Source organism: Thalassospira lucentensis MCCC 1A00383 = DSM 14000, assembly GCF_000421265.1.
Classification (GTDB): domain Bacteria; phylum Pseudomonadota; class Alphaproteobacteria; order Rhodospirillales; family Thalassospiraceae; genus Thalassospira; species Thalassospira lucentensis.
Genome location: NZ_ATWN01000001.1, coordinates 855,354 through 879,648, shown reverse-complemented (window position 1 = coordinate 879,648; position 24,295 = coordinate 855,354). Strand labels below are relative to the sequence as shown.

Genomic DNA, 24,295 nt, shown 5'->3' with positions numbered 1-24,295 from the left:
ATGACAATGCTGTTGCCGAAAGTTTCTTCAACTTGCTTAAACGCGAACGCATCCGCCGCAGGGTCTATAAATCACGGGATGAGGCACGTCAGGATGTCTTCGATTACATAGAAATGTTCTACAACCCGAAGCGCAAACATAGTACCAACGGGATGTTGTCTCCCGTCGAATTCGAAAGACGACAAATCTGATCAAACTAGGTGTCTACAATTTCAGGGGCTATTCAGTCGCATCTCGACACGATTCTTGTGAGGCGACGCTCCCCGGACTAAGCGAGGGAGCGCCGGCGATCAGCTTTTGGCCAGCTTGACCTTATGCCAGGCAATGATGTCCATGATCTCTGGCGAGAAGGCATCGTAGAACGGAATGCCCAGATCCGACAGGCGCGCGCGTATGGCGCTCATGCGCGCGGGCTCGGTGCCGGTTTCGACGAGGGACGATACGAAGCCGGCGAATTCGAGGCGCGGCGCGGGGCCGTCGACCAGCTCGGGATGAATGAAATCCAGCCCGAAAAAATGGTGGTCCACATCTTCAACCTGCCCGAACATGTGAGAGCCGCAATCGCGGCAAGCGTACCGGACGATCTTCAGATCCTTCTCCACCGCCTCTAGCTTTTCGCCGCCATCGATGACCTCCAGATTGCCTGCCGGCACAACAGCGATCATTGCGAGAAGCGCGTTCTCGGGCTTCCAGCATTTCGAGCAGCCGCACAGGTGGTTGTGATAGACTGGCGCATTGATCGCGACTTCGACCGGCGCGATGGCACATCCGCAGCGCATCGTCTTCCCCTCAAGGGATTCGGAGGTGTAGCTGCCGGCATCCGCCGTCGGGTGGATCGCGGGAATCTCGCTCGCATAGTTTTCCGCGCGTGCCTTGAGCGCCACGTTCATCTTTTCATAGGCCGCGCGACCGAGCGTGTTGATCGGCTCCCAGACCTGCTCAAGGAACGTGCCTGCGAAATCCTCGTTGTGGATCAATCTGGTCGAGCCGTTGCCGGTTTCCTCCAGAAGGAAATAATGCTCGGCCCTGAACTCGCCCGGCGTCGGGCGCTCAGACAGCCAGCGCAGCTCTCTCGCGCCGACGATTGCGGTCAGCGTCGGCTTGAGCGGCACGGTTGGCATTCCCTCTCGGGTCAGCACGCCTTCGACCTGCTTCCCGACCGTTGTCCGGCCCCGCAGTTCTGGCACCAGCGGGTTCCAGTCGGGATATCGGGCTATGTTGTCCAGAACCGCCCAGACGGTATGTGCCGGAGCTTCGATCGTGATTTCGGTATCGAGCGTCTCTTCCATGTATCTCTCCTTATCCACAGGTCAAATCGCGGGCAGCGCCGCGCGGGTTGCGTTGAAGATGTCCTTGATGGGGCGTGACGCATCCGCGATCACTTCGGGACTGGGTGACAGCCCCTCAAGGATAAGCTTGCGCCCGACCTGGTACGCGCGTGGCGCGTTCAGCGCGTCGATGGCCACCAAGGCCCCCTCGCGGTAGTACCAATGCGACTTGGCCTCGCCGGGGGCCTCCCGTACCACCACCTGGTCATCGGGCTGAGCGCGTCCGGCGATCTGGAGCTTTAGATCGAACTGATCCGACCAGAACCACGGCTTCGGGGTGTATCCTGCGCCGTTTTCAAGAATAGAACGCGCGACAACTTCACCCGTGTCGATGGCATTGCCCACGCTTTCCAGGCGTAGGTCACCATCGGGCAGCCGGTAGCAGGCGCAATCACCTGCGGCAAAAATGGAAGGATCGGATGTGCGCCCACAAGCGTCGACTAGAATTCCGTTCGAAATGTCGAGTCCGGCGGCGTCGGCAAGTGCGGTGCGCGGGGCCGCCCCGATCCCCGCGATGACGACATCCGCTGCGATCTCGGTGCCATCGGTCAGGTGCGCGCCGGTTACCCGGCCCTGACCGGACAGCGAAGCGACGCCCTGCCCGATATGCAGGCGCACGCCGCGCGCTTCGTGAAGAGCCGCAATCGACAGCGCGGTTTCACGACAAGCCACGCGGCCAAGTATGACCGGGGCTGCCTCGACCAAATCGACCTCATTGCCAAGCCCGCGCGTAACCGCTGCAATCTCAAGCCCGATATAGCCGCCGCCGATTACCAGCACGTTGGACGCCGCGTCGAGCTCCGGACGCAGGGCTTCGATATCGGCGCGGTCCCGTATGGTATGAACGCCCCTCCGTCCGCGCAATAGAGTGTCCGGCAAAGGACGAGCCTCGGCGCCGGTAGCAAATACCAAAGCGTCATAGGCGAGCGTGTCGCCCGTCGAGAGTGTCACCCTCTTGCCCGCGCGGTCCAGGGAAGCCACCTCGACACCTGTGCGCAAGGTCACGCGCTGCTCTTCGTACCACCCCAAGGGCCGGAGCAAGAGCCGGTCGGCGGCAAGGTTCCCAAGCAGATAGGCTTTCGACAGGGGCGGTCGCTGATAAGGCGCATCCGCCTCGTTGCCGATCAGGCTGATTTCACCCTCAAACCCTTCGGTGCGGAGCTTCGCTGCACAGGATAGTCCCGCCTGCCCGGCTCCGACGATCACGACGCGATTCATATTCTGCACCTCCTGTTCATAGCCGCACCGCGTGCCATTCCAGATGATCGGCCATGAAGGACGAGATGAAGAAATACGAGTGATCGTAGCCCTCCTGCATCCGCAGCGTCAGTGACTGATCCGCCGCCGCACAGGCCTCCGCCAACAGCTCCGGCTTCAACTGTCCCTCAAGGAAGTTATCCGCCGTGCCCTGATCGACAAGGATCTCCGGCAGACGCGCACCATCCTCGATCAGCGCACAGGCGTCATACTCACGCCATGCTCCACGGTCCGCACCGAGATAGCCCGTCAGCGCCTTCTCACCCCATGGGCAATTCAGCGGGGAGACAATCGGCGCAAATGCCGACACGGCCTTGTACCGCTCGGGATTACGCAGCGCGATGGTCAGCGCGCCGTGGCCGCCCATGGAGTGCCCCATGATCGACACACGATCCATATCGGCGGGGAATTCGGCGCCGATCAAATCGGGCAACTCCCGCTCGATGTAGTCGCGCATCTTGTAGTGCCGATCGAACGGCGCCTCAGTCGCGTTCACATAGAACCCTGCACCCAGACCGAAATCATAGGCCCCTTCGGCATCGTCGGGCACCCCCTCGCCACGCGGCGATGTGTCGGGTGCGACAAAGATCAAACCAAGCTCGGCGCAGGCACGGCGAAATTCGCCCTTCTCGGTCACATTGGCCTGCGAACAGGTCAGACCCGAGAGGTAGAACACCACAGGCAGCTTCGCGCCCTCTTCGTGATCGGGCACAAAAACGGAAAACTCCATCTCCGTCCCGGTCTCCGAGGAGGCGTGTTTGTAGACCCCTTGCGTGCCGCCATGGGCACGGTTGGTGGAAACCGTCTCCAATCCCATAATCAGAACACCACGACCGAACGGATGGATTCACCCGCATGCATCAGGTCGAAACCCTTGTTGATGTCTTCAAGATCAAGCACATGGGTGATCATCGGATCAATCTCGATCTTGCCGTTCATGTACCAATCCACGATTTTCGGCACATCCGTGCGCCCCTTCGCGCTGCCGAACGCGGTTCCTTTCCAAACGCGGCCTGTTACCAACTGGAACGGACGGGTCGAGATTTCCTTGCCCGCCTCGGCCACGCCGATCACGGTGGAGACACCCCACCCGCGGTGGCACGCCTCCAACGCCTGACGCATCACGGTGGTGTTGCCCGTGCAGTCAAACGTGTAATCCGCGCCGCCATCGGTGAGCGCAACGAGGTGCTCGACGATGTCGCCGTCGATCTCGGACGGGTTGACGAAGTGGGTCATGCCGAACTGCTCGCCCCACGATTTCTTGTCGCTGTTGAGGTCCACGCCGATGATCTTGTCAGCGCCAACCATGCGCGCGGCCTGCAACACGTTGAGACCGATCCCGCCAAGCCCGAAGACCACAACATTGGCGCCGGCTTCGACTTTCGCGGTATTGGTCACCGCGCCCACACCGGTTGTCACACCGCAGCCAACATAGCAGGCTTTGTCGAACGGCGCGTCCTCGCGGATTTTGGCGACCGCAATCTCGGGGACGACGATGAAGTTCGAAAACGTCGAGCAGCCCATGTAGTGATAGATCGTCTCACCCTTGTAGCTCATCCGCGAGGTGCCGTCGGGCATCAGGCCTTGGCCTTGCGTCGCGCGGATCGCCGTACACAGGTTGGTCTTGCCAGACAGGCAGGATTTACATTGGCGACATTCGGGGGTGTAGAGCGGGATCACGTGATCGTCCTGCTTGAGCGATTTCACACCCGCGCCAACGGCACGCACGATGCCCGCGCCCTCGTGGCCGAGCACCGAGGGAAACAGCCCCTCGCTGTCCAACCCGTCCAGTGTATAGGCATCGGTGTGGCAAATGCCCGTGGCCATAATCTCCACGAGAACTTCGCCCACTTTCGGGCCTTCGAGGTCGATCTCGACAATCTCAAGCGGTTTCTTGGCCTCAAAGGCCACGGCGGCGCGTGTTTTCATTTGTGTCAGGTCCTTAGGCTGCGGGGACGCGAACGGTCATACCGTCCATGTCGGAAGTCACGTTCACCTGACAGCTCAGTCGGCTGCAGGGCTCTCTGGGGGCGTCGGCGAAATCGAGCATGTCTTCTTCATGCTCTTCGGGAGGCCCAAGCCGGTCGAACACGTCTTGCGGCAGAACCACATGGCAGGTGGCACAAGCGGCTGAACCGCCGCATTCCGCGACGATGCCCGCGACACCGGCCCCTTGTGCGATTTCCATCAGGCTGCGGCCTTCGGTTGCCGCGACGGATTTTTCGGAACCGTCCGGCTGAATGAATGTAAGCGTCGTCATTTATGTCTCCTCTCAAACGTCCCAAACAACAGGCAGCGACGTGGGGCCGCGGAATACCCAGCCGCGTATTGTCACTAGATCCGGATCTTTCAGGCGCAGGTTCTTCAGTCGGGCAAAGACCTGAGGCGCCACGATCCTCGTCACCATGACCCGCGCCACCCAGGTGCCCGCGCAGAAATGCGAGCCCGAGCCAAAGGCCAGATGTTGCGCCTTGGGGCGGAAAGCATTGTAGCGTTGCGGCGCCTCGAAACGGGGCTCCTCGTGGTTGGCGGCGGCCACGGACAAGCCAATTTGGGTCCCCTTGGGCACGGTGTGGCCGCCGATTTCGACATCGCGGGTCAGAAGCCTCGGATACATCCCGATGGGAGAAATCCAGCGGACGGCCTCTTCAAACGCGGGTTGCCACAGCGTCGGGTCGGCAACGACCTTGTCTTTCTGGTCGGGGTTCAGAAGCAGCCCGTAGATCAGCGACAGGATCGCATCGCGAGGCTCGTTGTAGCCACCGCCGACCGCGACCTTGGTATTGCCGTAGATTTCCTTGGTGGTGAGCCCCGCCTGCAGCATCGACGACAGCAACGATTCGTCAGGCGCCTCCAGCAGACGCCGTGTGTTGCGGTCCACGGCCGCCTCGATCTCGCGGCTGACTTCAAGGGCGCGCGCGGTTAGTTTCGGATCGCCCGAATAATTGCCCGCGCCATCCATCATACCTTGTGACCAGGCCGCGATGGTCTGCCAGCTCACATCGTCGAAGCCCACGACGGCGGCGAGCGCTCGTCCGGAAATCGGCGCGGCCAGGGCGTCGAACAGGTCGGCCTCGCCCTTCTTTTCGAAAGCGGAGATGACCTCGTCTACAATACCTTCGAGCACCGGCCCCCAGCAGCGGGTCGCGGTGCCAGGTCGCATGGTCGGCTCGATCGCCTTGCGTTCGCGTTTATGCGCCTCCCCGTCCTTGCGCATCAGGTTCGGACCGAACAGCTTGACCACGTTCGATTCCGGGTTGTCGGACGAAAAGGTTTCCGGGTCATGCTCTATCTCGAGAATGTCGTCGAAGTGCGTCACCAGCAACAGGTTCGCGGCCTCGATCCTAACGATCGGGCCCATGGCCTGCGCGCGCTTGTAGACGGGATAGGGATCCCGCATCAGGTCCTCGAACACGATATCGTCGATGATGGGAATATCTGTGCCAGAAATCTTGCTTTCCATATGCTCCTCCCAAAGCAATTTTTCGAAAATTACCTGAATTTCGTCATTTAACAATATGATTGATTTGATCTGATAGATTGATATTTTCGATCCAAATTTGGAAGGAGCCTTTACCTTGAAAGATATGGGAAAACTGGACGTCAACGCGCTCAGAACGCTGGTCGCGATCTATGACAAACGCTCATTTACCGAAGCGGGGAAGCTGACCGGCGTGAATCAGTCGACCACCAGCTATGTCGTGAAATCCCTTCGCGAAACGTTCGCCGACCCTCTCTTCGTGCGCGCGGGACATAGGGTTACACCGACCGACCGCTGCCGCGAGATCGTCGACAGGTTGCGCCCGATCCTCGACGGGCTCGATGGATTGGCTGCGGGCGCGCCCTTCGACCCGGCCCATGCGACAGGCGATGTCGTGATCTCGTGCAACTACCACGAACGCCGCTCGATCCTGCCCGAGACCATCCGCAGCCTGCGCGCAGCCGCCCCGAACCTGCGGGTTCACCTGTACGAGGCGGCGGTTGACGGAAAACGCCAGTTGACTGAAAACAGCGTCGACATCGTCCTGGGGCCGGTCAGTATTCTGGGCGACATCTTTTACCGAAGGCATCTCTTCACCGACCGCTACATCTGTGTGGTGGACCGCGCGCATCCCCTCGCCGATGTTCCGATGACACTTGAGCGGTTCGCGGACGCCCAGCATCTCGCTGTGACGCATAACGGCCAATGGGAGGCGATGTTCTATCCGACCCTGCGCAATCAGGGAATAGATATCCGACCCGTGGTGTCGGTGCCGAGCCACGACAACATCGCCGATATGCTGCTCGACAGCCCGCTCGTCGCCTCGATTCCGCAACGCCTCGCCGGGGAGTTCTCGGACCAGTTCGTCATCCTGCCCTTCCCGATCGACGTTCCCATCGCCATCGACATGTACTGGACCGAGCGGACCCATCATTCCGGCCCGCACCAATGGGTTCGCCAAATCTTGGGGCAGAACGCGCAGCGTCTTCAGGGCAATTGAGCGATGCGGAGGGTCAGAGACCACCCCGCAGCAGCGTCGTACCCTTCTCATCGATGATGATCTGTGTCAAATCCTCGGCCACGACAAGCGGTCCCGAATAGGTCGTTCGCGTGCGGTCCACGATCTCCCGCATCGGAATCCGCCCGTCCTTACCGAAAAGCCGTACGACGTGGGAATAGACGGCAAGACCCGGCTTCGCCTCACTGAAGACACGGCCGACATCCTCGGGGCTCGTGTGATGATCTAAGATGTTCTGGATGATTGGATTGTCCATGACATCCTGCGGCGCTGCGCCGGTTTCGTGCACCAAAACATCGGCACCGCGACCCGCCTCAATGACCCGCTCGTCATATTTCGTGTCGGAACTGAATACGACCGAGTGACCGTTATACTCGACGCGATAACCGACCGAGGGATCGATCCGCTCGCCATGCAGCACCCTGAACATCGTCACCTGCACGCCGTTCCGGTCGAACACAAGCCCCTCGTCGAATTCGTGCGCATTAATGGTCGTGGCAGCCTCGGGCACGCCCTCATCGAGCATGCGGGTATCAATGTCGGACTTGAAGGCAAGCCGCAGTCCCTCGGCGAGCCGCGCGGTCCCAGCGGGACCATAAAGTTCTAGCGGCTCTGTCCGTCCGCCAAGGGTCGGCACGCGGATATACCCCGTCGCGAAAAGGTCCCCCAGACCGATCGTGTGATCGGAATGGAAATGGGTCATAAACACGCCATCGACCTTGCCTAGCGGAATGCCGAGTTGGCCGAGCCGAATGCTCGTACCGCGCCCGGCATCTATCAGCAGGTTCAAGCCGCCGGCCTGAATGAGGTTTGAAAAGCTGAACCGGTCCGGTTCGTTCAAAGGCGTCCCGGTGCCCAAGAGCGTGACGACAAGCGCGCGCTCGTCCGGTGCCCCGGCGTCCTGAGCCGAAGCGGGAGCCGCGTGCGTCACGATGGCAAGTGCGAGTGTCGCGGCCGTCATCACTGCCCGGACACCTGATCCAAGCACTCCAGTTTGTGTCATCTTTTCTCGTGTCATCTCTTTCTCTCCTCCCAAATGGTGTGGATGTCAGTGCCCCAGGAATGCCTCCGAGATCACCGGGTCGTTCATCAGCGTGTTCGCATCGCCCTCGCCCACGATCCGGCCTGCCTCAATCACGTAGCCGCGCGCGGCGAGGTTGAGACTGGCATGGACGTTCTGTTCGACGATCAGGATCGACATGCCGGTGTCGCGCACCCGCTTGAGCGTCTCGAACATCTCGCCGACGACAATCGGGGCGAGACCGAGGCTCGGCTCGTCGAGCAGCAACAGGTCCGGCTGTGACATGAGCGCACGGGCGATGGCGACCATCTGCTGTTCGCCCCCTGACATCGTGCCGACAATCTGCCGGCGGCGTTCAGCGAGCTTGGGGAACATCTCCAGCACCTCGTCGCGGCGCTCATTCAGCGAGCCCCGCGCCCGTACCGGATTGCCCCCGAGACGCAGGTTGTCCTCGACGCTCATCTTGGTGAATACGCCGCGCCCCTCGGGCACATGGGCGATGCCCAGCTCAACGATACCAAAGGCCGGAACGTCGCTGATGTCCTGCCCGCAATAGTGAACCGACCCGCCCGGTGCGCGCGGAGACAACGCGGTGATCCCTCTGAGCAGGGACGACTTACCCGCACCGTTCGCGCCAAGGATGACGACGCATTCGCCCTCGCCCACGCTGAGCGACACATTGTCGAGCGCCAGGTGCTTACCATAACGGACCGAGATGTTCTTTGCCTCAAACATGCGCTTTCCCCAGATAAGCTTCGATGACATCGGCATCGGCGAGCACAGTTTCTGTTGGACCGTCGGCGATCTTGGTGCCCGCGCTCATCACGATGCACCGCGGGCAGAGCGCGCGGACGGCCTCCATGATGTGCTCGACGAGCAGGATGGTCATGCCGCTGTCGCGCAGCCCCGCGATCAAATCCATCGCGGTGCGCAGCTCCGTCGGGTTGAGCCCGGCCATCCATTCATCCAGCAGTAGCATCTTGGGATTGGTCACAATTGCGCGCGCCAGTTCCAACCGCTTCTGATCGATATAATTGAGATCCTGAACCGGCCCATCGCCACGGCCTGCCAGTCCGACCTGTTCGAGTGCGGCATCGGCGCGCTTCACCGCCTCGCTCCCGAACACCGGGAAAGCTCCAAAGGCAAGTGGCAGGATCACGTTGTCGCGGATCTTGAGCGAGGGCGTCAGCCGCACAAGCTGAAAGGTCCGCGACAGGCCGAGCTTGGCGATGCGATGCGGCGGCTTGCCGTCGATGCGCTGCCCGTCGAAGTCGATCTCGCCCAAGGTGCGCGGCAAAGCCCCCGAAATCAGGTTCATCACCGTGCTCTTGCCCGACCCATTCGGCCCGAGCAGGCCGACGACTTCGCCTTGCTCGACGTCGAAATCGACACCGTTAACGGCCACGAGCCCGCCAAAGCGTTTCGTGAGATTGACGACCTTAAGCATGGGCCTGTTCCCCTGCTGCACGTGCCCGTGCACGCCACTTGTCGATCAGCGACAACAAGCCGCCGGGCACAAGAAAGACGATGGCGACGAAAACCAGTCCGAGGATGATCGCGTTCTGATCGGGAAAGCGCGTGGCGATCCATTCGAACAGGAAGTAGAGCGGCACAGCGCCTGCAACCGGTCCCCAAAGGCGCCCCGGCCCGCCCAAAAGCGCCATGACCAGGGTCATGAAGCTGATCGTCGGGTTGAAGACGATGGAAGGTTCTACATAGGTCCAGCGGGGCGCCTGAATCGCGCCGGCCAGCGTGATCAGAACGGACGAGACCGCGAAAAGCGCCAGCTTCACGCCTGTGACGTTGACGCCCGCATGACGGGCCACCGTTTCGTCATCGCCGATGGCATTCACGGCGAGACCGAGGCGGCTGTTCCCGATCCACCAGCGCAGCCCGAGGGTGATGATACCAAGGCCAAGCAGCATCCAGTAGATCTGCGCGGTCGACACCTCGATGAAGATGTAACGGCCGAGGGTATGGTTCACGCTGGTTTCGAACCAGGTGATCAGCTGGCGCACCAGTTCGGCCAGCCCGAAGCTGAAGATTACGAAGTAGATCCCGGCCAAACGCAGCGTGGCCAACCCGACAAGCAGCGCGACACACAGCCCGATGCTCCCGGCGACCACGAGGATCGCACCGAACGGCAGATGGTCGGCCAAAACCGCCACCGTGTAGGCACCAATGCCGAAAAAGGCCACGGTTGCCAGCGACACATAGCGCGTCGGCCCCGAGAAGAGCGCCCAGGCCGAGGCGAGCACGATGTAGCTCATCATGCCGACAAGGACGCCGTGACCGTAGTCCCCGATCCCGAGCGGCAGCACGGCCATGCCGACCGCCAGCACCAGAAAGGTAAGGATTCCGAAGGTCTTCATCATATCCTATCCTCTTCAGGCAAACAGGCCCTTGGGGCGCCACAACAGCACGCCAAGGAAGATCGTATAGGTCGCGGCAAGCGTGAGGCCGGGGTCGATGGCGTAGGACACATAGGCTTCGACCACCCCGATCATCAGGCCCGCCATGAGGGCACCGCCCAGATTTCCGACCCCGCCCATGATGACGATCACAAGCGCCTTCATGGTCAGGAAGCCCCCGTCGACGGCGGTAAAGGGCTGGTACATCGACATCACCGCTCCGCCCGCCGCCGCGATGGCACCGCCCAGGCCAAAGGCCACACGCGCGGCGCTGTTGCGGTTGATGCCCACCAGCGGGGCGAATTCAGGGTGGTTGGCCACCGCCCGCAGGTTGACGCCCCATCTGGTGCGCTGCATGGCCAGCCACAGGCCCCCGCCAATCAGCACGGCGATCAGCAGACCCAGCACGCGACCGGCGGCGATCTTGGCCCCCAACAGATTGACCGGCGTCTGAAGCCAGCTGTAGCCGGCAAATTCGGACCCGAAGAACATGGTGAAGAGACCCTGGGCCAAAAACATCAGCCCGAAAGTCACGAGGATCGAGTCGATCTCAAGCTGTCCGGCATGGGATGCGCGTTTCACCAGCGGATGGAACACGATCCCGTAGAGCAGCCAGGACAGGGCGAACCCCAGGGGAACCACGAGCACCAAGCCGAGCAACGGGCTGAGCCCCATGGAGGATACGAGAAGGAAGACGAAGAACGCCCCGGCGATGGTAATCTCGCCATAGGCCAGATTCATGATCCGGGCGATGCCGTACTGGATGGTGAGTCCGAGCGCGATCAGCGCATAGGTCCCACCCAGTACAAGCCCGATGACAAGTGTCGAGAAAAACATCCCTCAGTTCCAGTCAGGTTTGGGAATGGTGGCGTCCGCAGCGCCGGGCTTATCGGTCGGAGATATGCCGACGAAGAGGCCATCCTGCCACTGTCCAATATACCACATGTCCTTGAGTTGGTTCTCCTCCAGAGAGATCGAGCCGAGGATAGTGTCGAACGTGCCGCTGGCCAGCTCCTCACTTACCGCTTCCCGGTCCAGGCCTTTGCGTCCAATGGCCTGCTGCAGCATCTGAAGCGAAGCATAGATCACCGGGCTGGCCCAGCTGTCGGGCTCCTTCTCTAGAAGCGCGACGTGACGTGCCCTGTAGTCCTGAATCGCCTGGCTGTTCGCGTCGATCCCGCCCAGGCTCATGACGCCCTCTACATTGCCGTCGTTCATCGGCGCGTAGATCGGAAAGTTGGTCCCGACCCCAGGATGAAAGACCTTGGGATTGTAAGACGAAAGCTTGGACTGCGCGGTGATCGCGAAAGTGTCGCCCGGGTAGGAATAGGCCACGAAGATGTCCGCGCCGCTGGCTTCGGCCTCCTGCAACAGTGTCGCGAAATCCTGCGTTCCCAGCGGGTAGGTCTTGTCCATGACAAGATCGAACCCAGCCTCTTCGAACGCGTCGCGCGCGCCAGCGGACAGTTCGATCCCGAAGCCGTCCGCGATGGAGATCATAGCGACCTTGCCGTTCAGCTCCCCGGAGTTGACAGCCGGTTGCAGCACGTCGACAAGCGCATGTGCATAAGCCTCGGACGAACCAAGAAGCCAGAAGCTGTTGGGCCAGCGGTCCGAGAGGCCGTCGATATTCGGAACGACCGACGTGCCCGCAAGCTGCGGATAGCCGAAGCGCGCAAACAGCGGTGCAACGGCCAGGTTGAAGCCGGTGCCCCACGGCGCGAGGATGAAATCGACCTCGTCCTGCCGGGCTAGGCGTTCGACCGAGCGCACGAGGTCCTCGGTCGCCGAACGGTCGTCATATGCGATGATCTCGAGAGGGAGCTTCGATCCGTCCGGCAAGGTCAGTCCGTCCGCCGCTTCGACATCTTTCGCCCAGAGTTCATAGTTCGGGATTGTCGTGGTGTTGGCACCCGCCGCGTTGACGCCGGTCTTGGACACGGCATAGCCGATGCGGACAGAAGTACGATCCTGCGCCATGGCCATGCCTGCAACAGAGGTCAGGGCCAGCGCACAGGCTGCGGTGACGGCCAGCAGGCCGCGTCGTTTGAAATCCATGGTTTCCTCCCTTGGAATAGGCATTACGAAGTCATCACGCCCGATTGGAGCGTGCGGCACTCTTGACCGGTGCCTTTCGTGAGCGGTCTGTCAGCAAGCCGTGAACCGGCTCGCCACCCTCATCGTCAGCTGTTCGCGATCACTCGGTCTTGGCGCCGATCATGACAAAGGACACGGTCGCCGGTTCGTTGCTCGGGTTGCGCCAGGCGTGGCGGACGCCGTGCTGGACAGCGGTGTCGCCGGCCTTGAGCGTCACGGTCTTGCCGTCGTCAAGCTCCAGCACGACCTCCCCTGCAACCACCGTCGCGAAATCGAGCGTCGGGGTTGTGTGCATGCCTGGGTTCTCCATTTCGAATGTATCGACGATCCCCGGCGCGGCCTGAGCGTGCTCCATCCCGGCCTTTTCCGGATCCCAGCCCGGTTCGAACACGACCGAGTCCGGCGGGAAAGTGACAACGAGGAAGGTCGCACCGCCAGCCGGGGCGAGCACGGAACCGTCACCGTCCATGGTTTCCGCATGGCCCTTGGTCAGGTCGGGGGTTTCATCCACCATCCACAGTGGCGACGAGACGAATCCCTTGGTGTGCTGAAAGACCATCTCGCGCGGCGAATGGCCGTCCGAAACTACGACGGACTTGCCTGCCTCGTTCTTGGCTGTGACGACACGTCTGATTTGCATTGGGATCTCCTCCCTTCAAGTTTGGAAATGCCCGGCCTTCCCAAGGCCGGGCATGAACTTCTTACGGACGGATCACGAAGTTCGAGAAGCCGCCGTGGCGCTCCGCAATTCCCGAGATCGCCGTGTTGACGTCCGCCAGCGGCGTCACCTGGGTTTCGAGGATCGAGAAATCGACGATACCCGAGCCGATCATGTCGGCCATCTCCTGGCCTTCATGCGTGGTAAACCAAGCTGATCCCTGGAACCGCTGGTTGCGGTCCATCATCGTGTGGATATCCATCGGAATCTCGCCCATGACCGCCCCGATATCGATGGCGATACCGCCCCGGCGCAGCGACCGGACACCCTGCAGGAAGGCATCGTGACCGGCACCCGGGCCGTTGCAGTCGATGAAGGCATCGACGCCTTCGCCGTTCTCGGTGTGGCTGCGTGCCCACGCTTCGATGTCGCCGTCGTTGATCGAGAAGGTCTCGATCCGGTTCGGTGCAAACGCCTTGATCTCGGCGAGCAAGTCCTTGTTGCGGGCGGTCCCGAGGATCTTCTTGGCGCCCATAGCCAGGCCAAACAGCGCGCAGGAAATCCCGAGCGTCCCGGAGATGCCATTCACCAAGATGGTGTCGGTCGGCCCCACGCCAGTTTTCTTGAGCGCGGAGTATCCAGTACCCATGTAGCCCAACCGCGCCGCCTCGTCGAAGCCGAGATTGTCGGGCAGCTTGACGATCGCGTTGGACGGGGCGGTCATATATTCGCCAAGACCGCCGGTGTCGTAGTCGCCATAAGTCTGCAATGCATGTTCGGAAAAGCCGAAATAGCCCTGGAAGGCATAGTGCTGGCAAGACAGGCCGTCGCCGCGGCGACAATGGCGGCACGATCCGCAAGACCGGCCGGGATTCACGTAGACCCGATCGCCCGGCTTGAGGTTGTGCACCTGGTCACCTACAGCGGCGATTTCGCCAGTGGGGTCCAGACCGAAAATCGCCGGCAGAGGCGGCAGCGGCATGTGCGGGAACCACGTGGGCCAGTTTGCAAGGATATTGCCGAGGTTCGGCACGATGCCGCAGGAGCGAACACGCACCAATACATCCATCGAGCCGGGTTTTGGCGTCGGAACTTCCTCGATCTTGAGCTCTCCACCCACCTCATGCATTCGCGCAGCCGTCATGGTCTGCGGAATCACATCTACTTTCGCGTTCATGATTTCCTCCCCTGAACAAAAGGCCGAACACACTAAAAAGCACGGCCCAAATTCTTTCTTGACGCCCATTATTCACAGTTTTTACGACAGATCAAATTTTTTTCGAAATTATGTAAGAATGTGGGAGAAGATTATCCCTTCGGTGAGGGCTGCGACTAGGGTCTGAACCCAATTGGAACGCTTGAAATTTATATTCGAAATGTGATTCACCCTTTGGGAAAGGGAGTAATCACATGGCACGATTTGATTTGAGCGACAAAGAATGGGCGATCATTGCTCCGCTTCTTCCGGTTGACGGTCGAGGGCCGAAGCGGCGCGACGACAGAACAGTTCTCAATGGCATCTTTTACATTCTTCGAACCGGCGCGCCCTGGCGGGATCTTCCGGGAAGGTATGGCCCGCCTACGACGGTCTATAATCGTTATGTCCGCTGGGGAGAACGCGGCATATGGCGCGATATATTCGAGGCCCTGGCATCAGAAGATGAAGATGCCCTTGTCTTTATCGACAGTTCGACTGTGAAGGCTCACCGCGCAACGGCTGGGTCAAAAAAGGGGAACTGGCAGAAGGTATTGGACGCTCACGCGGCGGCAGGACAAGTAAAGTTCACGCCGCTGTAGATGTACTCAGCCGCCCGTTACGCCTTGCGGTCAGTGGCGGACAACTCCACGACAGCAAGATGATCGACTGCTTCCTGAATTGGTCAAAACCACCATTGGCCATTGTCGCCGACAAGGCCTACGGCAGTGCACGTATCCGTCAAGAGATAGTGGATGAAGGGGCTTTGCCGGTGATCCCCGCCAAGGTAAATACCCAAAAGCCGATCCCCCATGATGCTGGCCTTTACGCCAAACGCAATCTGGTTGAACGCTTTTTCTGTCGCATGAAGGATATGAGGCGGCTCACTACACGATACGAAAAGTGTGCAGAAAACTTCCTCAATATGGTCAGGATTTTTGCAATCAGATGATGGGCAAATTGAGTCCAGACCCTAGGCGACCTGCTTCGCGTGGCTGTGCGCGGCCCAGTTCCAGGGGGAAGACAAGCAGGCTTACCTGTTTCCCAACGCCTCATCTGTGCTCGATGCGGCGCACTGTCTTCGAAACCACACCATTTCCAACCTGGATCTGAGAATCAGTCAGCCTGACAAGGAGAGGCATCGACATGAGTGATCGAGCATATAGGCCAGTTGAGCCGTCGAGATCGCAACCACTCCGTCCTTCGGAACCGGCCAGATGAAGCTCCCTTCTGGAGCCGCTTGGCATAGAGGGACATGCCGACGCCATCGTGCCAGAGGGTATTCGGAAGCGAGCCTCCCCCCGAACACGAACAGGTCACCGGCATGAGGATCACGCACCAACCCAGCAACCCGGGAGCGCTATCAAATAACTAAACAGTATTAGGGTACAAGCGTCGGACTGACCTAACGCGCCGAAGTCTTCGCTATACGACTGAAGCCGTGACTTCATCCTGCACAAAAAGATGTCCGGCAAACTCGATGACGTTTTCGGTCGTTTCACGGATATGACGTCCGATCAGGTCCAGCGCTTCGGGTTCGCGGTCGAGCGTGGCGTCCATGATTGCTTTGTGCTCCACGTCTTTGGGGCGCCATTTTGTTCTGAACTGGGAGGACATGCGGCGATATCGGTTTGCGCGATCAAACAGATGGAGACGCATATCAAGCAATACAGGCGACTTGCAGGCACAAACCAACGACCTGTGGAACGCACCGTGAAGACGGGCCCACTCCTCGTCGAAATAGTAGTGAGCGCCGAGGCGGGTCTGGAGCCTGTCCATGCGATGATAGCTCGCCAGTATATCGGCCTCCCACTTATCGTCACCATATTCCATCGACAGCCGCAGCACTTCGCGTTCAAGCAGAACTCTGGCATTGGTTAGATCTTTGAGATCAGCAATGGATACCGGGGCGACGACAAAGCCGCGCTGACCTTCCGAGACAACGAGGCTCTCTGCCGAGAGCCGGGCCAAAGCCTCCCTCAGCGTTGAGAAGCTCACATCGTACCGGTCTTTCAAGGCTTCGAATCTCAGCTTGTCGCCAGGTTTGAGTTCACAGCTCAAGATGTCAGCACGCATGCGAGTGTGTACATCACTGGCGCGGGTTTCGCCTTTCGTCTTCATCTCAGCTGCCTCCGTTTATCCGACTTGGAACCGCACGCATGACGCGAACGGAACATGGCTTGTCAGCACAAAGTAGCGCTAGCAAACACAAAACGACAGGAAAAATTTCGCAAATCTACTGGATTTTCCCTACCTTGCATCCAGACTAGCACACCTGCTTATGCGAAACATGCTTGTTTTTTCGTAAATTTATGACATCATCAGATAATTAAACTCAAATGCTGTCCGCCTGGACGCGACCCTTTAGGAGGGACCGTGAAATTTGTAACATTCGAATATCTGGGCAGCCGAGGTTTCGGACAGGTTCGCGAGGACATGATCCAGCCCATCGACGCAGCCGCAGACCTGCGCGCCTACCTTCCTGCCGTTATGAAGGATGAAACGCCCACGTCCGACTCGCGAAAACCGATTCCGCTCAGTGCTGTCAAATTGCTCCCTCCGATCACCGATCCATCCAAGATCTTCTGCGTAGCGACCAATTTTCACGAGCCGTCGCGGGCGGGCAAGCCCGACCCGACCTTTCCATTGATGTTCACCCGCTGCGCCGACGCTCAAACCGGCCACGACCGGCCCGTTATCAAGCCAGCGCACTCGGAACAATATGATTTCGAAGGGGAACTTGCCGTCATCATCGGGGCGCCGGGTCACAAGATCGAACGCGCGGAAGCGATGCGACACGTCGCCGGCTACAGCTGTTTTAATGATGGCAGCGTCCGCGATTGGCAAAAACATTCCACGCAATTCACACCCGGCAAGAACTTCTATCAAAGCGCGGGTTTCGGCCCTTGGCTGGTCACCACCGACGAAGTCCCCGACCCGACCGCACTCGCCCTCGAAACGCGGGTCAACGGTGTCGTGAAACAGGCCATTGCGATGGATCAAATGATCTTCGATATCCCTTGGCTCATTTCCTATATCTCCACCTTCGCGCCGCTGCACGTGGGCGATGTGATCGTGACCGGCACACCTTCGGGCTTTGGGTCGTCACGCGATCCCAAGGAATTCCTGAGCGATGGTGACGTCATCGAGGTCGAGATTTCGGGTCTCGGCACACTGCGCAATGTGGTTCGGCAAGACACAGACCCGCGCGCCCCTTTATTTTCGCAATAATTATTTTTTTCGAAAATTGTTGATTTCAAGCGACTCTGCCTGTATGCAGACTTTCGAAGCGCGAAAACGCAGACATCAATGGGAGGAGCCAGATGGCCCAGATCGTTCATGCCGCCGGACATGTAAAACTCAACACCAACCGCATCGAAGACATGGTGCGCGATTCCACGGACATCCTTGGTCTGCGCGTCACCCGAGAGGTCGACAACCAAGTCTGGCTCAGCTCGAACGGGCGCGCAGCCGAGCTTGTCTTGGTCGAAGCAGAAGAGAACTCGGTCAACACGATCGGGCTTGAGGCTCTAAGTGTCGAGGACGTGCGCGAGGCTGCATCGCGAGTCGAGGCAGCGGGCTGCAAACTGGTGTCGCAAGAGCCGTCGATGGACTGCGTGCAGGCCGGTGTCACCTTCGACACGCCCGAGGGGCTTCGCTTCGAGATCCACACCCCCACCCGCGATGACATGTACGTTCCGCGCTACGACACTCATGGTGTCGGCCCGCGTCGGCTGGACCACATGAACATCCTGACGCCTGACCCCGAGGCGACGGCCGCGCAGCTCATGGCCATTGGCGACGTGCGCCAGTCCGAGCGCATGGTGAACTACGCGCTGAGTTGGTACTATGGCGGCAACCGCCAGCACCACATTTTCGGCCTTGTCAAAGGCACCGCGCCGGGGCTGCACCACTACTCGTTCGAATTCACCGAATTCAACATGTACTGCCGTCTGGGCGATATCCTTGACCGTCATGACCGTCAGTACCTCTGGGGTCCGGGCCGCCACCGTCCCGGCGACAATACCTATGCCTATTACGTCGACAGCTCGAACTGCATAGTCGAGATTTCCGGGCCGATGGCGACCGTCGCCGATGACGCGAATTTCGAGCCGCGCGTCATCACCAATCTCGAACGCCCCGGCAACGTGCGCGACATGAACGTGTGGGGTACGCCCGCACCGCTTGAATGGCGCGAACATGCCCACCCGTTCATGAAACTCGGCTAAGCGAAAGGCGGCGGCGATGCATGGCAATCTGATCGCAGGGGAATGGGTGAACGGCACGGCTGTGCCGAACATCAACCCGTCCGATACGTCCGACGTGATCGGCGACTTCGCGTCCGGCACAGCGCAGGACGCAACTGATGCAATCGCCGCCGCACGCGCGGCTTTCGACACTTGGCAGTTTTCGGCCCCGCTGGAGCGTCACGCGATCCTTTCCAAAACCGCCGCTGAACTCATGGCGCGTCGCGACGAGCTTGGCGCACTGCTTGCCCGGGAAGAAGGCAAGACCCGGGCGGAAGCCACCGCCGAAGTCGGACGGGCCGCCCAGATTTTCGATTTCTTCGCGGGCGAAGCGCTGCGCCTGACCGGCGAAGCCGGCGCTTCCACCAGGCCTGGCATCGAGGTCGCCGTCACGCGCGAACCCGCCGGTGTCGTCGGTCTTATCACGCCGTGGAACTTCCCCATCGCAATCCCCGCGTGGAAAATCGCGCCCGCGCTCGCGCATGGCAACACCGTGGTATTCAAACCGGCGAGCCTTGTGCCTGCCTCGGCCCATGCTCTTGTCGACATCATTCACCGCGCGGGCGCCCCAGCCGGGGTCGTCAATCTTGTGATGGGGCCCGGCCGCAGCGTCGGCCAAACCATGATCGAGGGCGATCTGGACGCGATTTCCTTTACGGGTTCGACCGGAACCGGCGCGATGATCGCCATGGAATCAGCCAAGAGGCAGCGCCGCTTCCAGCTTGAGATGGGCGGCAAGAATCCGATGGTGGTTCTCGACGACGCCGATCTGGACACCGCCGTCCGTGCTTGTCTGGACGGCGCGTATTTCTCGACCGGCCAGCGTTGCACCGCCTCGTCGCGGCTGATCGTCACCGAGGGCATTCACGACCGCTTCGTCGCCGCCCTGAGGGACGCCATTGCGGGATTGAATGTTGGTCATGCCCTCAACGACGGCACGCAGATCGGTCCCGTCGTCGACCAGAGCCAACTTGACAGCAATCTGGAGTACATCGCCAAGGGCGAGGCCGAAGGCGCCGCGCGCGAAATCGGGGGCGAGGTGTTGAGCCGCGAGACGGCGGGGTTCTTCCAGCGCCCTGCCCTGTTCACCGGCTGCACCAACGACATGACCATCGCACGCGAGGAAATCTTTGGTCCGGTCGCGGCGGTGATCCGCGTCCGTGACTATGACGAGGCGCTGAGAGTCGCGAACGACACGCCATTCGGCCTCACCTCGGGCATCTGCACGGCCAGCCTCAAACACGCCAGCGATTTCCGCCGCAAGTCGCAAGCGGGCATGGTCACCGTCAACCTGCCCACGGCGGGTGTCGATTTCCACACGCCCTTTGGTGGGCGCAAAGGGTCGAGCTTTGGACCACGTGAACAGGGTGCCTATGCCCGTGAGTTCTACTCGACCGTCAAAACAGCATACATCAACGCCGGTTAATCCGGTCATCGCGAAAGGAAAATTCCCATGCAGGAACAGGTGACATTCGAATCCGACGGGCTGAAACTGTCCGGCGTAATCCACATTCCCGACGGCTTCGACGGCACGCGGCTACCAGCCTTCATCGTCTGCCATGGCTTCGTCGGCTCCAAGGACGAAAGCCATGCGCAGATCCAGGCCGAGATGATGGAGCAGTTCGGCTATGTAGCGTTGCGCTTTGATTTCCGTTGTTGCGGCGAGAGTGAAGGTGAACGGGCGCAGGTCCGCTGCATGGATCAGGTTGCCGACGCCAAAAACGCGCTGACCTTCCTGGCCAAGCGGCCGGAAGTCGATCCCAAGCGCATCGGCATCACCGGGCACAGCTTTGGTGCCGCCGTTTCGGTCTATACCGCCGGTGTCGACGAACGCGTCGCCTGCTGCCTGTCTTCCTGCGGTTGGGGCGATGGCGAACGCAAGTTCCGTGGCCAGCATCCGACCGAGGAAAGCTGGAACAAGTTCGTGGACATCCTCGACGAGGGCCGCGCCCATAAGCACGACACCGGTGAAAGCGCCTGGATGAGCCGCTTTGATGCCGTGCCGATTCCGCCCGCCCTGCGCAAGAACCTGTCCCCCAAGGCGATCATGGAGATTCCGACCGAGACCGCCTGGTCGATGCGCAACTTCCGCGCTGACGACGTCGTCGCCAACATCGCGCCGCGCCCGCTGCTGCTGTTCCACACCGCCAACGACACCATCACGCCGACCATCGAGTCGGTGCGCATGTGGGAAAAGGCTGGTCACCCGAAAGAGCTGATGCTTATCGACACGACTGCACACTTTCCGCTCGCACCCAACGATGCGCCCCGCACAAAGGCGATGATGAAGGGGTGGCTCGACAAGTTCTTCCCTACGCCGCTGACAACCTGATCCGGAGGGTTAACAAATGCCGACGATTCAAGCCGGCGCTTTGCGCAGCTTTGCCAATGATATCCTCACCGCGGGCGGTTTCTCTCCCGCGGATGCCGCGCAGACTGCCGAACTCCTAGTCTGGGCGAATCTACGCGGCGTGGACAGCCACGGTGTGCTTCGAATTCCGCGCTACATCGAAATGATCGAGCTTGGTCTGATGAGATCGGGCGGGTCGATCACGACGGTCCGGGAATTCGGAGCAGTGACCGTTCTGGATGGTGGCAAATGCCCAGGCGCTGTCGGAATGAATGAGGCCGTCGAAAGGGCCGCCCGGAGCGCGGACAAGTTCGGCATCGGCTGGTGCGCAGCCCGCGCTATCAGCCATGCAGGGGCCATTGGCTATTTCACCACAGCGTTGGCAGAAAGGGGCTTGGTCGGCATCGCAATGACGGCGTCCAAACCGCTGATGAGCTATTTCGGCGCCAAGGGGGAAGCCCTTTCGACCAACCCCCTTTCGATCGCGTTTCCGGTCGCCGACGGCAAGGATCCGATTGTTCTGGACATGTCTACCGCATCGGTCGCACTGGGTAAGATCATGGCAGCCAAGGACGCGGGACGGAGCATTCCGGAAGGTTGGGCCATCGACGCAGACGGCAATCCAGCCACCGATCCGAACACTGTCGCGGCGCTTCTGCCTATGGCTGGTGCGAAGGGATCTGGTCTGTCCTTGATGATCGAGATGCTGGCCAGTGTACTTGCCGGGAATGCCGTTATCGGGCCGGTGCTTACCGGGATAAAAAAGGGCGGCTTCAATGGTCTCGTGATGGCCATCAACCCTGTCGCGTTCGGGGAGCAAGACACATTTGGCGACGAAGTTGCACGCCTCGCCGACGCAATTCACCGGCTAGAGCCTGTGGCAGGTAACGACGCAGTCCTTTTGCCCGGTGAGCGGGGAGCCACGACTGCCCGCATGAGATCGAGTGATGGAATACCCCTGCCCGCTGGTACCGTGACACGTCTGTGCGCGTTCGCCTCCAAATTGGGCGTGTCTATTCCAGACGGCCTGGAATGACGGCTCTGTCGTTTGATGGCGGATTGAAAAGGGCCTGGCTAGAGCGTTTCACACCTTATCAGAATCGATAGGGGATTCCCAAAGTAGCAGATTTGTGATTCAAGATGGATGCTGGATGAGGAGGTCAGCATCCATGCCCCGACCTTATTCGAGTGATCTTCGAGACCGTGTTGTCGCTGCAGTTCTGGCAGGAGAGAGCTGCCGGGCGGTCGCCGCTCGTTTTGAAATCGCAGTTTCATCTGTGGTCAAATGGCATCAACGTTACCGCTCTACAGGGAGTGTTGCGCCGGGAAAAATGGGCGGTCATCGCAAACGTGTGCTGGTTGAACATCGAGATTTCATCCATGAGCAGATCAAGCAAACACCTCATCTGACACGCCATGGCATGATCACCATCATGGGTCAGGAATATGGAGCGGGTCTGCCAAAAAAGTACTTATCCGAACTGCGCGCGCATCGCCTCCTGATCCGCCCAAAGAAGAATTATACCAAAACCACCTTCAGCAAGCACTGGATTAGAAAGCATCCAAATCTTTTGGTTGGACGCAAACCCAGCCGCCCAGAGCAAGTCTTTGTCAGCGACATTACCTATGTCGAGAGTGATGAAGGTGTGCATTATCTATCCTTGGTCACAGACGCCTTCTCGCGCAAGATCATGGGGCATATGCTGAGCCACAGCATGGCGGCATCTGAAGTCGTCAGGGCCTTGAAACAGGCCATGCGCAACCGGTCGGAGGGGTACGGCATCACGACGGGGTTCGCCGGCTATTTTGCAACTCTCGGCGCCGGAATCGCGCTGTCCGCTTTCGCGAATGCCCGTTTGGTCATGTTATTTGGGTCTGCGCGAATTCTGACCGGCGGATTGTTCGCCTTAACCGGCATCGCGGGCGTTTTCCTGATCACTTGTATTGTCGAGGCGCCACCATTTTGGATGTTCCACTTGTTTATGGTTCTTCTGATGAGTGCGAAGGGTCTGGTGTCTACAATTCCAGGGGCTGTTCACACAGACGGGTCAAGTTAATTCACCGAAGCCCCCGCAATGGCCTTTTAACTCTGGCACGTGACCAGTTGAAAGAAGCGACTGCGGCACATACGGATACGATTGTAATGACTGGACCACCCTTAAGGCTTGTTGGGGGATTCTAGCGTATTCGTCACAACGCGGACACTGATATGGGGCTGAAGAGTTCATTCTCACGTGCGGAGCAAATTTCTCAACGCAACATTTTGGAAAAATGTGAAAGGCAACACGAAGTGGATAGGCTGGTTGCACTTTGACAGTGAAGAAGTGAGCCTATGGCTTACACTTCTTCACTGTCAAAGCGCCCAAAATGAATAGCAACAGAACCCGAAATGGCACTATTTGACCCTAATCGGCATAGGAGAACGGAGCCCTTTTTCCTCTAACAATCCGGCTCCGTGAAACGCTCGTTCTGATCAGTTCACGTTAATAACAAGCCCGTCATACGCAGGTTCAACATTGTACGGTGTATCCGCCATCGCCTTCGCGTAATCAAACTGGATGCTCATGTGGGTCATATAGACCTGCTTGGGTTTGAACTCCTCAACCCAGCCCAACAGCTTTTCAACATGGGCATGTGTGTTGTGCGGTTTATGGTGCAGGCAATCGACGACCCAGACATCAAGATCATAGAGGTGTTGTTTGGACGCCTCGGGGAAATCAACCACGTCGGTCGAATAGGCAAACTTCCCGATCTTAAAGCCTAACGTCTCGCAGTAGCCGTGATCCTGCGAGAAAACTGTTATTGGGACCCCTGCTGCCTCAAACGGTCCAGAGATCACATGCGGCACCAGTACCGGTTTAAAAAAGAACTCAACGCCGTCAGGAAGCGGCGTAAAGACATAAGCAAACCGATGATCAATGTCCGAGATTGTCTGCGCCGATGCGTAAATGTCGATCGGTTGTCCCATTGCAACATTGAGCCAACGCACATCGTCAATACCGTGGACGTGATCGGCATGCGCATGTGTAAACAGGATTGCGTCAAGATGATTGATATCGTGAGACAATGCTTGCTGACGAAAGTCAGGAGTCACATCGACCAGTATCTTCTTGCCGGCTTCCTCTATCAGGATTGAGCTGCGCAAGCGTCGGTTTTTCGGGTTTTTCGGGTCGCACTGCCCCCATCCCAGGCCAACAGATGGCACACCATTTGATGATCCACAGCCCAGAAT

The 24,295-nt window shown here is 59.6% G+C and carries 23 protein-coding genes and 3 pseudogenes; 10 read left to right on the top strand and 16 right to left on the bottom strand.

All coding sequences use genetic code 11. The features are described from left to right. On the top strand, positions 1–191 hold a 191-nt coding region (locus K355_RS0104220; protein WP_022730859.1), incomplete at its 5' end, for an IS3 family transposase. Positions 192–290: 99 nt separating this feature from the next. Here the strand turns inward: K355_RS0104220 and K355_RS25335 are convergent. The 6 genes from K355_RS25335 to K355_RS0104185 are packed head-to-tail and all read right to left on the bottom strand — an operon-like array spanning position 291 to position 6,048. After that, positions 291–1,289: an SRPBCC family protein gene (locus tag K355_RS25335; protein ID WP_022730858.1), complete on the bottom strand. Its 999-nt coding sequence runs from the start codon at positions 1,287–1,289 to the stop codon at positions 291–293. A gap of 21 nt (positions 1,290–1,310) precedes the next feature. Then, complete coding sequence (locus K355_RS23075; protein ID WP_022730857.1) at positions 1,311–2,546, bottom strand: NAD(P)/FAD-dependent oxidoreductase; 1,236 nt, start codon at positions 2,544–2,546, stop codon at positions 1,311–1,313. 16 nt (positions 2,547–2,562) lie between these two features. Then, the gene (gene fghA, locus K355_RS0104200) at positions 2,563–3,402 is read right to left on the bottom strand and encodes an S-formylglutathione hydrolase (protein ID WP_022730856.1); all 840 of its coding nucleotides are present in this window, start codon (positions 3,400–3,402) and stop codon (positions 2,563–2,565) included. Between the two features lie 2 nt (positions 3,403–3,404). Continuing rightward, positions 3,405–4,514, bottom strand: a complete 1,110-nt coding sequence (locus K355_RS0104195; RefSeq protein ID WP_022730855.1) for an S-(hydroxymethyl)glutathione dehydrogenase/class III alcohol dehydrogenase — start codon at positions 4,512–4,514, stop codon at positions 3,405–3,407. A 13-nt stretch (positions 4,515–4,527) separates the two neighbouring features. Then, positions 4,528–4,845 carry a 2Fe-2S iron-sulfur cluster-binding protein gene (locus tag K355_RS0104190; protein WP_022730854.1) on the bottom strand — a complete coding sequence of 106 codons (318 nt, stop codon included), beginning with the start codon at positions 4,843–4,845 and terminating at the stop codon, positions 4,528–4,530. A 12-nt stretch (positions 4,846–4,857) separates the two neighbouring features. Further along, entirely contained in the window at positions 4,858–6,048 is a 1,191-nt protein-coding gene (locus tag K355_RS0104185; RefSeq protein WP_022730853.1) for a cytochrome P450, read from the bottom strand. Between the two features lie 124 nt (positions 6,049–6,172). On the opposite strand from K355_RS0104185, the gene K355_RS0104180 reads away from it, so the two are divergent. Further along, positions 6,173–7,066 carry a LysR family transcriptional regulator gene (locus K355_RS0104180; RefSeq protein WP_028791313.1) on the top strand — a complete coding sequence of 298 codons (894 nt, stop codon included), beginning with the start codon at positions 6,173–6,175 and terminating at the stop codon, positions 7,064–7,066. A 13-nt stretch (positions 7,067–7,079) separates the two neighbouring features. On the opposite strand, the gene K355_RS0104175 is transcribed toward K355_RS0104180, so the two are convergent. From K355_RS0104175 to K355_RS0104140, 8 genes are all read right to left on the bottom strand, one after another. Continuing rightward, positions 7,080–8,102 (bottom strand): MBL fold metallo-hydrolase, encoded by a 1,023-nt coding sequence (locus K355_RS0104175; protein WP_022730851.1) that lies wholly within the window; start codon positions 8,100–8,102, stop codon positions 7,080–7,082. A gap of 30 nt (positions 8,103–8,132) precedes the next feature. Next, a complete protein-coding gene (locus K355_RS0104170) occupies positions 8,133–8,840 on the bottom strand; it encodes an ABC transporter ATP-binding protein (protein ID WP_022730850.1) in 708 nt (235 codons plus the stop codon). After that, positions 8,833–9,552, bottom strand: coding sequence for an ABC transporter ATP-binding protein (locus K355_RS0104165; protein ID WP_022730849.1), 720 nt, complete (start codon positions 9,550–9,552; stop codon positions 8,833–8,835). Before K355_RS0104165 ends, K355_RS0104170 begins: the two co-directional genes overlap by 8 nt. Further along, the gene (locus K355_RS0104160) at positions 9,545–10,480 is read right to left on the bottom strand and encodes a branched-chain amino acid ABC transporter permease (protein WP_211219012.1); all 936 of its coding nucleotides are present in this window, start codon (positions 10,478–10,480) and stop codon (positions 9,545–9,547) included. Before K355_RS0104160 ends, K355_RS0104165 begins: the two co-directional genes overlap by 8 nt. Before the next feature lie 12 nt (positions 10,481–10,492). After that, entirely contained in the window at positions 10,493–11,353 is an 861-nt protein-coding gene (locus K355_RS0104155) for a branched-chain amino acid ABC transporter permease (RefSeq protein ID WP_022730847.1), read from the bottom strand. A gap of 3 nt (positions 11,354–11,356) precedes the next feature. Next, positions 11,357–12,574: an amino acid ABC transporter substrate-binding protein gene (locus K355_RS0104150; protein ID WP_022730846.1), complete on the bottom strand. Its 1,218-nt coding sequence runs from the start codon at positions 12,572–12,574 to the stop codon at positions 11,357–11,359. Between the two features lie 139 nt (positions 12,575–12,713). Further along, entirely contained in the window at positions 12,714–13,253 is a 540-nt protein-coding gene (locus K355_RS0104145) for a cupin domain-containing protein (protein ID WP_022730845.1), read from the bottom strand. A 61-nt stretch (positions 13,254–13,314) separates the two neighbouring features. Continuing rightward, positions 13,315–14,448 carry an alcohol dehydrogenase catalytic domain-containing protein gene (locus tag K355_RS0104140; RefSeq protein ID WP_022730844.1) on the bottom strand — a complete coding sequence of 378 codons (1,134 nt, stop codon included), beginning with the start codon at positions 14,446–14,448 and terminating at the stop codon, positions 13,315–13,317. A gap of 260 nt (positions 14,449–14,708) precedes the next feature. Here K355_RS0104140 and K355_RS26275 point away from each other — a divergent pair. Next, positions 14,709–15,418 (top strand): annotated as a pseudogene (locus K355_RS26275) (IS5 family transposase); the annotation flags it as partial. A 473-nt stretch (positions 15,419–15,891) separates the two neighbouring features. Here K355_RS26275 and K355_RS0104125 read toward each other — a convergent pair. Further along, positions 15,892–16,587 carry a GntR family transcriptional regulator gene (locus K355_RS0104125; protein ID WP_022730843.1) on the bottom strand — a complete coding sequence of 232 codons (696 nt, stop codon included), beginning with the start codon at positions 16,585–16,587 and terminating at the stop codon, positions 15,892–15,894. Between the two features lie 255 nt (positions 16,588–16,842). On the opposite strand from K355_RS0104125, the gene K355_RS0104120 reads away from it, so the two are divergent. From K355_RS0104120 to K355_RS26025, 7 genes and pseudogenes are all read left to right on the top strand, one after another. Continuing rightward, positions 16,843–17,697, top strand: a complete 855-nt coding sequence (locus tag K355_RS0104120; RefSeq protein ID WP_022730842.1) for a fumarylacetoacetate hydrolase family protein — start codon at positions 16,843–16,845, stop codon at positions 17,695–17,697. Between the two features lie 92 nt (positions 17,698–17,789). Further along, positions 17,790–18,695, top strand: a complete 906-nt coding sequence (locus K355_RS0104115; RefSeq protein WP_022730841.1) for a VOC family protein — start codon at positions 17,790–17,792, stop codon at positions 18,693–18,695. Positions 18,696–18,711: 16 nt separating this feature from the next. After that, a complete protein-coding gene (locus K355_RS0104110; protein WP_022730840.1) occupies positions 18,712–20,139 on the top strand; it encodes an aldehyde dehydrogenase family protein in 1,428 nt (475 codons plus the stop codon). Between the two features lie 27 nt (positions 20,140–20,166). Continuing rightward, on the top strand, positions 20,167–21,045 hold the full coding sequence (locus K355_RS0104105) for an alpha/beta hydrolase (protein WP_022730839.1): 879 nt from the start codon (positions 20,167–20,169) through the stop codon (positions 21,043–21,045). Positions 21,046–21,061: 16 nt separating this feature from the next. Continuing rightward, the gene (locus K355_RS0104100; protein WP_022730838.1) at positions 21,062–22,099 is read left to right on the top strand and encodes an Ldh family oxidoreductase; all 1,038 of its coding nucleotides are present in this window, start codon (positions 21,062–21,064) and stop codon (positions 22,097–22,099) included. Between the two features lie 133 nt (positions 22,100–22,232). After that, positions 22,233–22,481: pseudogene (locus K355_RS26030) on the top strand (helix-turn-helix domain-containing protein); the annotation flags it as partial. 63 nt (positions 22,482–22,544) lie between these two features. Further along, positions 22,545–22,829 (top strand): annotated as a pseudogene (locus K355_RS26025) (DDE-type integrase/transposase/recombinase); the annotation flags it as partial. Positions 22,830–23,536: 707 nt separating this feature from the next. Here K355_RS26025 and K355_RS0104090 read toward each other — a convergent pair. Next, the gene (locus K355_RS0104090) at positions 23,537–24,208 is read right to left on the bottom strand and encodes an MBL fold metallo-hydrolase (RefSeq protein WP_245562901.1); all 672 of its coding nucleotides are present in this window, start codon (positions 24,206–24,208) and stop codon (positions 23,537–23,539) included. Positions 24,209–24,295 lie beyond the last annotated feature (87 nt).

Bases quoted from the DNA above. Each gene is read 5' to 3' on its own strand.
- K355_RS0104190 (WP_022730854.1), bottom strand. From the start codon at position 4,845: ATGACGACGCTTACATTCATTCAGCCGGACGGTTCCGAAAAATCCGTC.
- K355_RS0104180 (WP_028791313.1), top strand. From the start codon at position 6,173: ATGGGAAAACTGGACGTCAACGCGCTCAGAACGCTGGTCGCGATCTAT.
- K355_RS0104175 (WP_022730851.1), bottom strand. From the start codon at position 8,102: ATGACACGAGAAAAGATGACACAAACTGGAGTGCTTGGATCAGGTGTC.
- K355_RS0104185 (WP_022730853.1), bottom strand. From the start codon at position 6,048: ATGGAAAGCAAGATTTCTGGCACAGATATTCCCATCATCGACGATATC.
- K355_RS0104155 (WP_022730847.1), bottom strand. From the start codon at position 11,353: ATGTTTTTCTCGACACTTGTCATCGGGCTTGTACTGGGTGGGACCTAT.
- K355_RS0104110 (WP_022730840.1), top strand. From the start codon at position 18,712: ATGCATGGCAATCTGATCGCAGGGGAATGGGTGAACGGCACGGCTGTG.
- K355_RS25335 (WP_022730858.1), bottom strand. From the start codon at position 1,289: ATGGAAGAGACGCTCGATACCGAAATCACGATCGAAGCTCCGGCACAT.
- K355_RS0104170 (WP_022730850.1), bottom strand. From the start codon at position 8,840: ATGTTTGAGGCAAAGAACATCTCGGTCCGTTATGGTAAGCACCTGGCG.
- K355_RS0104105 (WP_022730839.1), top strand. From the start codon at position 20,167: ATGCAGGAACAGGTGACATTCGAATCCGACGGGCTGAAACTGTCCGGC.
- K355_RS0104150 (WP_022730846.1), bottom strand. From the start codon at position 12,574: ATGGATTTCAAACGACGCGGCCTGCTGGCCGTCACCGCAGCCTGTGCG.
- K355_RS0104140 (WP_022730844.1), bottom strand. From the start codon at position 14,448: ATGAACGCGAAAGTAGATGTGATTCCGCAGACCATGACGGCTGCGCGA.
- K355_RS0104125 (WP_022730843.1), bottom strand. From the start codon at position 16,587: ATGAAGACGAAAGGCGAAACCCGCGCCAGTGATGTACACACTCGCATG.
- K355_RS0104195 (WP_022730855.1), bottom strand. From the start codon at position 4,514: ATGAAAACACGCGCCGCCGTGGCCTTTGAGGCCAAGAAACCGCTTGAG.
- K355_RS0104145 (WP_022730845.1), bottom strand. From the start codon at position 13,253: ATGCAAATCAGACGTGTCGTCACAGCCAAGAACGAGGCAGGCAAGTCC.
- K355_RS0104100 (WP_022730838.1), top strand. From the start codon at position 21,062: ATGCCGACGATTCAAGCCGGCGCTTTGCGCAGCTTTGCCAATGATATC.
- K355_RS0104115 (WP_022730841.1), top strand. From the start codon at position 17,790: ATGGCCCAGATCGTTCATGCCGCCGGACATGTAAAACTCAACACCAAC.
- K355_RS23075 (WP_022730857.1), bottom strand. From the start codon at position 2,546: ATGAATCGCGTCGTGATCGTCGGAGCCGGGCAGGCGGGACTATCCTGT.
- fghA (WP_022730856.1), bottom strand. From the start codon at position 3,402: ATGGGATTGGAGACGGTTTCCACCAACCGTGCCCATGGCGGCACGCAA.
- K355_RS0104165 (WP_022730849.1), bottom strand. From the start codon at position 9,552: ATGCTTAAGGTCGTCAATCTCACGAAACGCTTTGGCGGGCTCGTGGCC.
- K355_RS0104160 (WP_211219012.1), bottom strand. From the start codon at position 10,480: ATGATGAAGACCTTCGGAATCCTTACCTTTCTGGTGCTGGCGGTCGGC.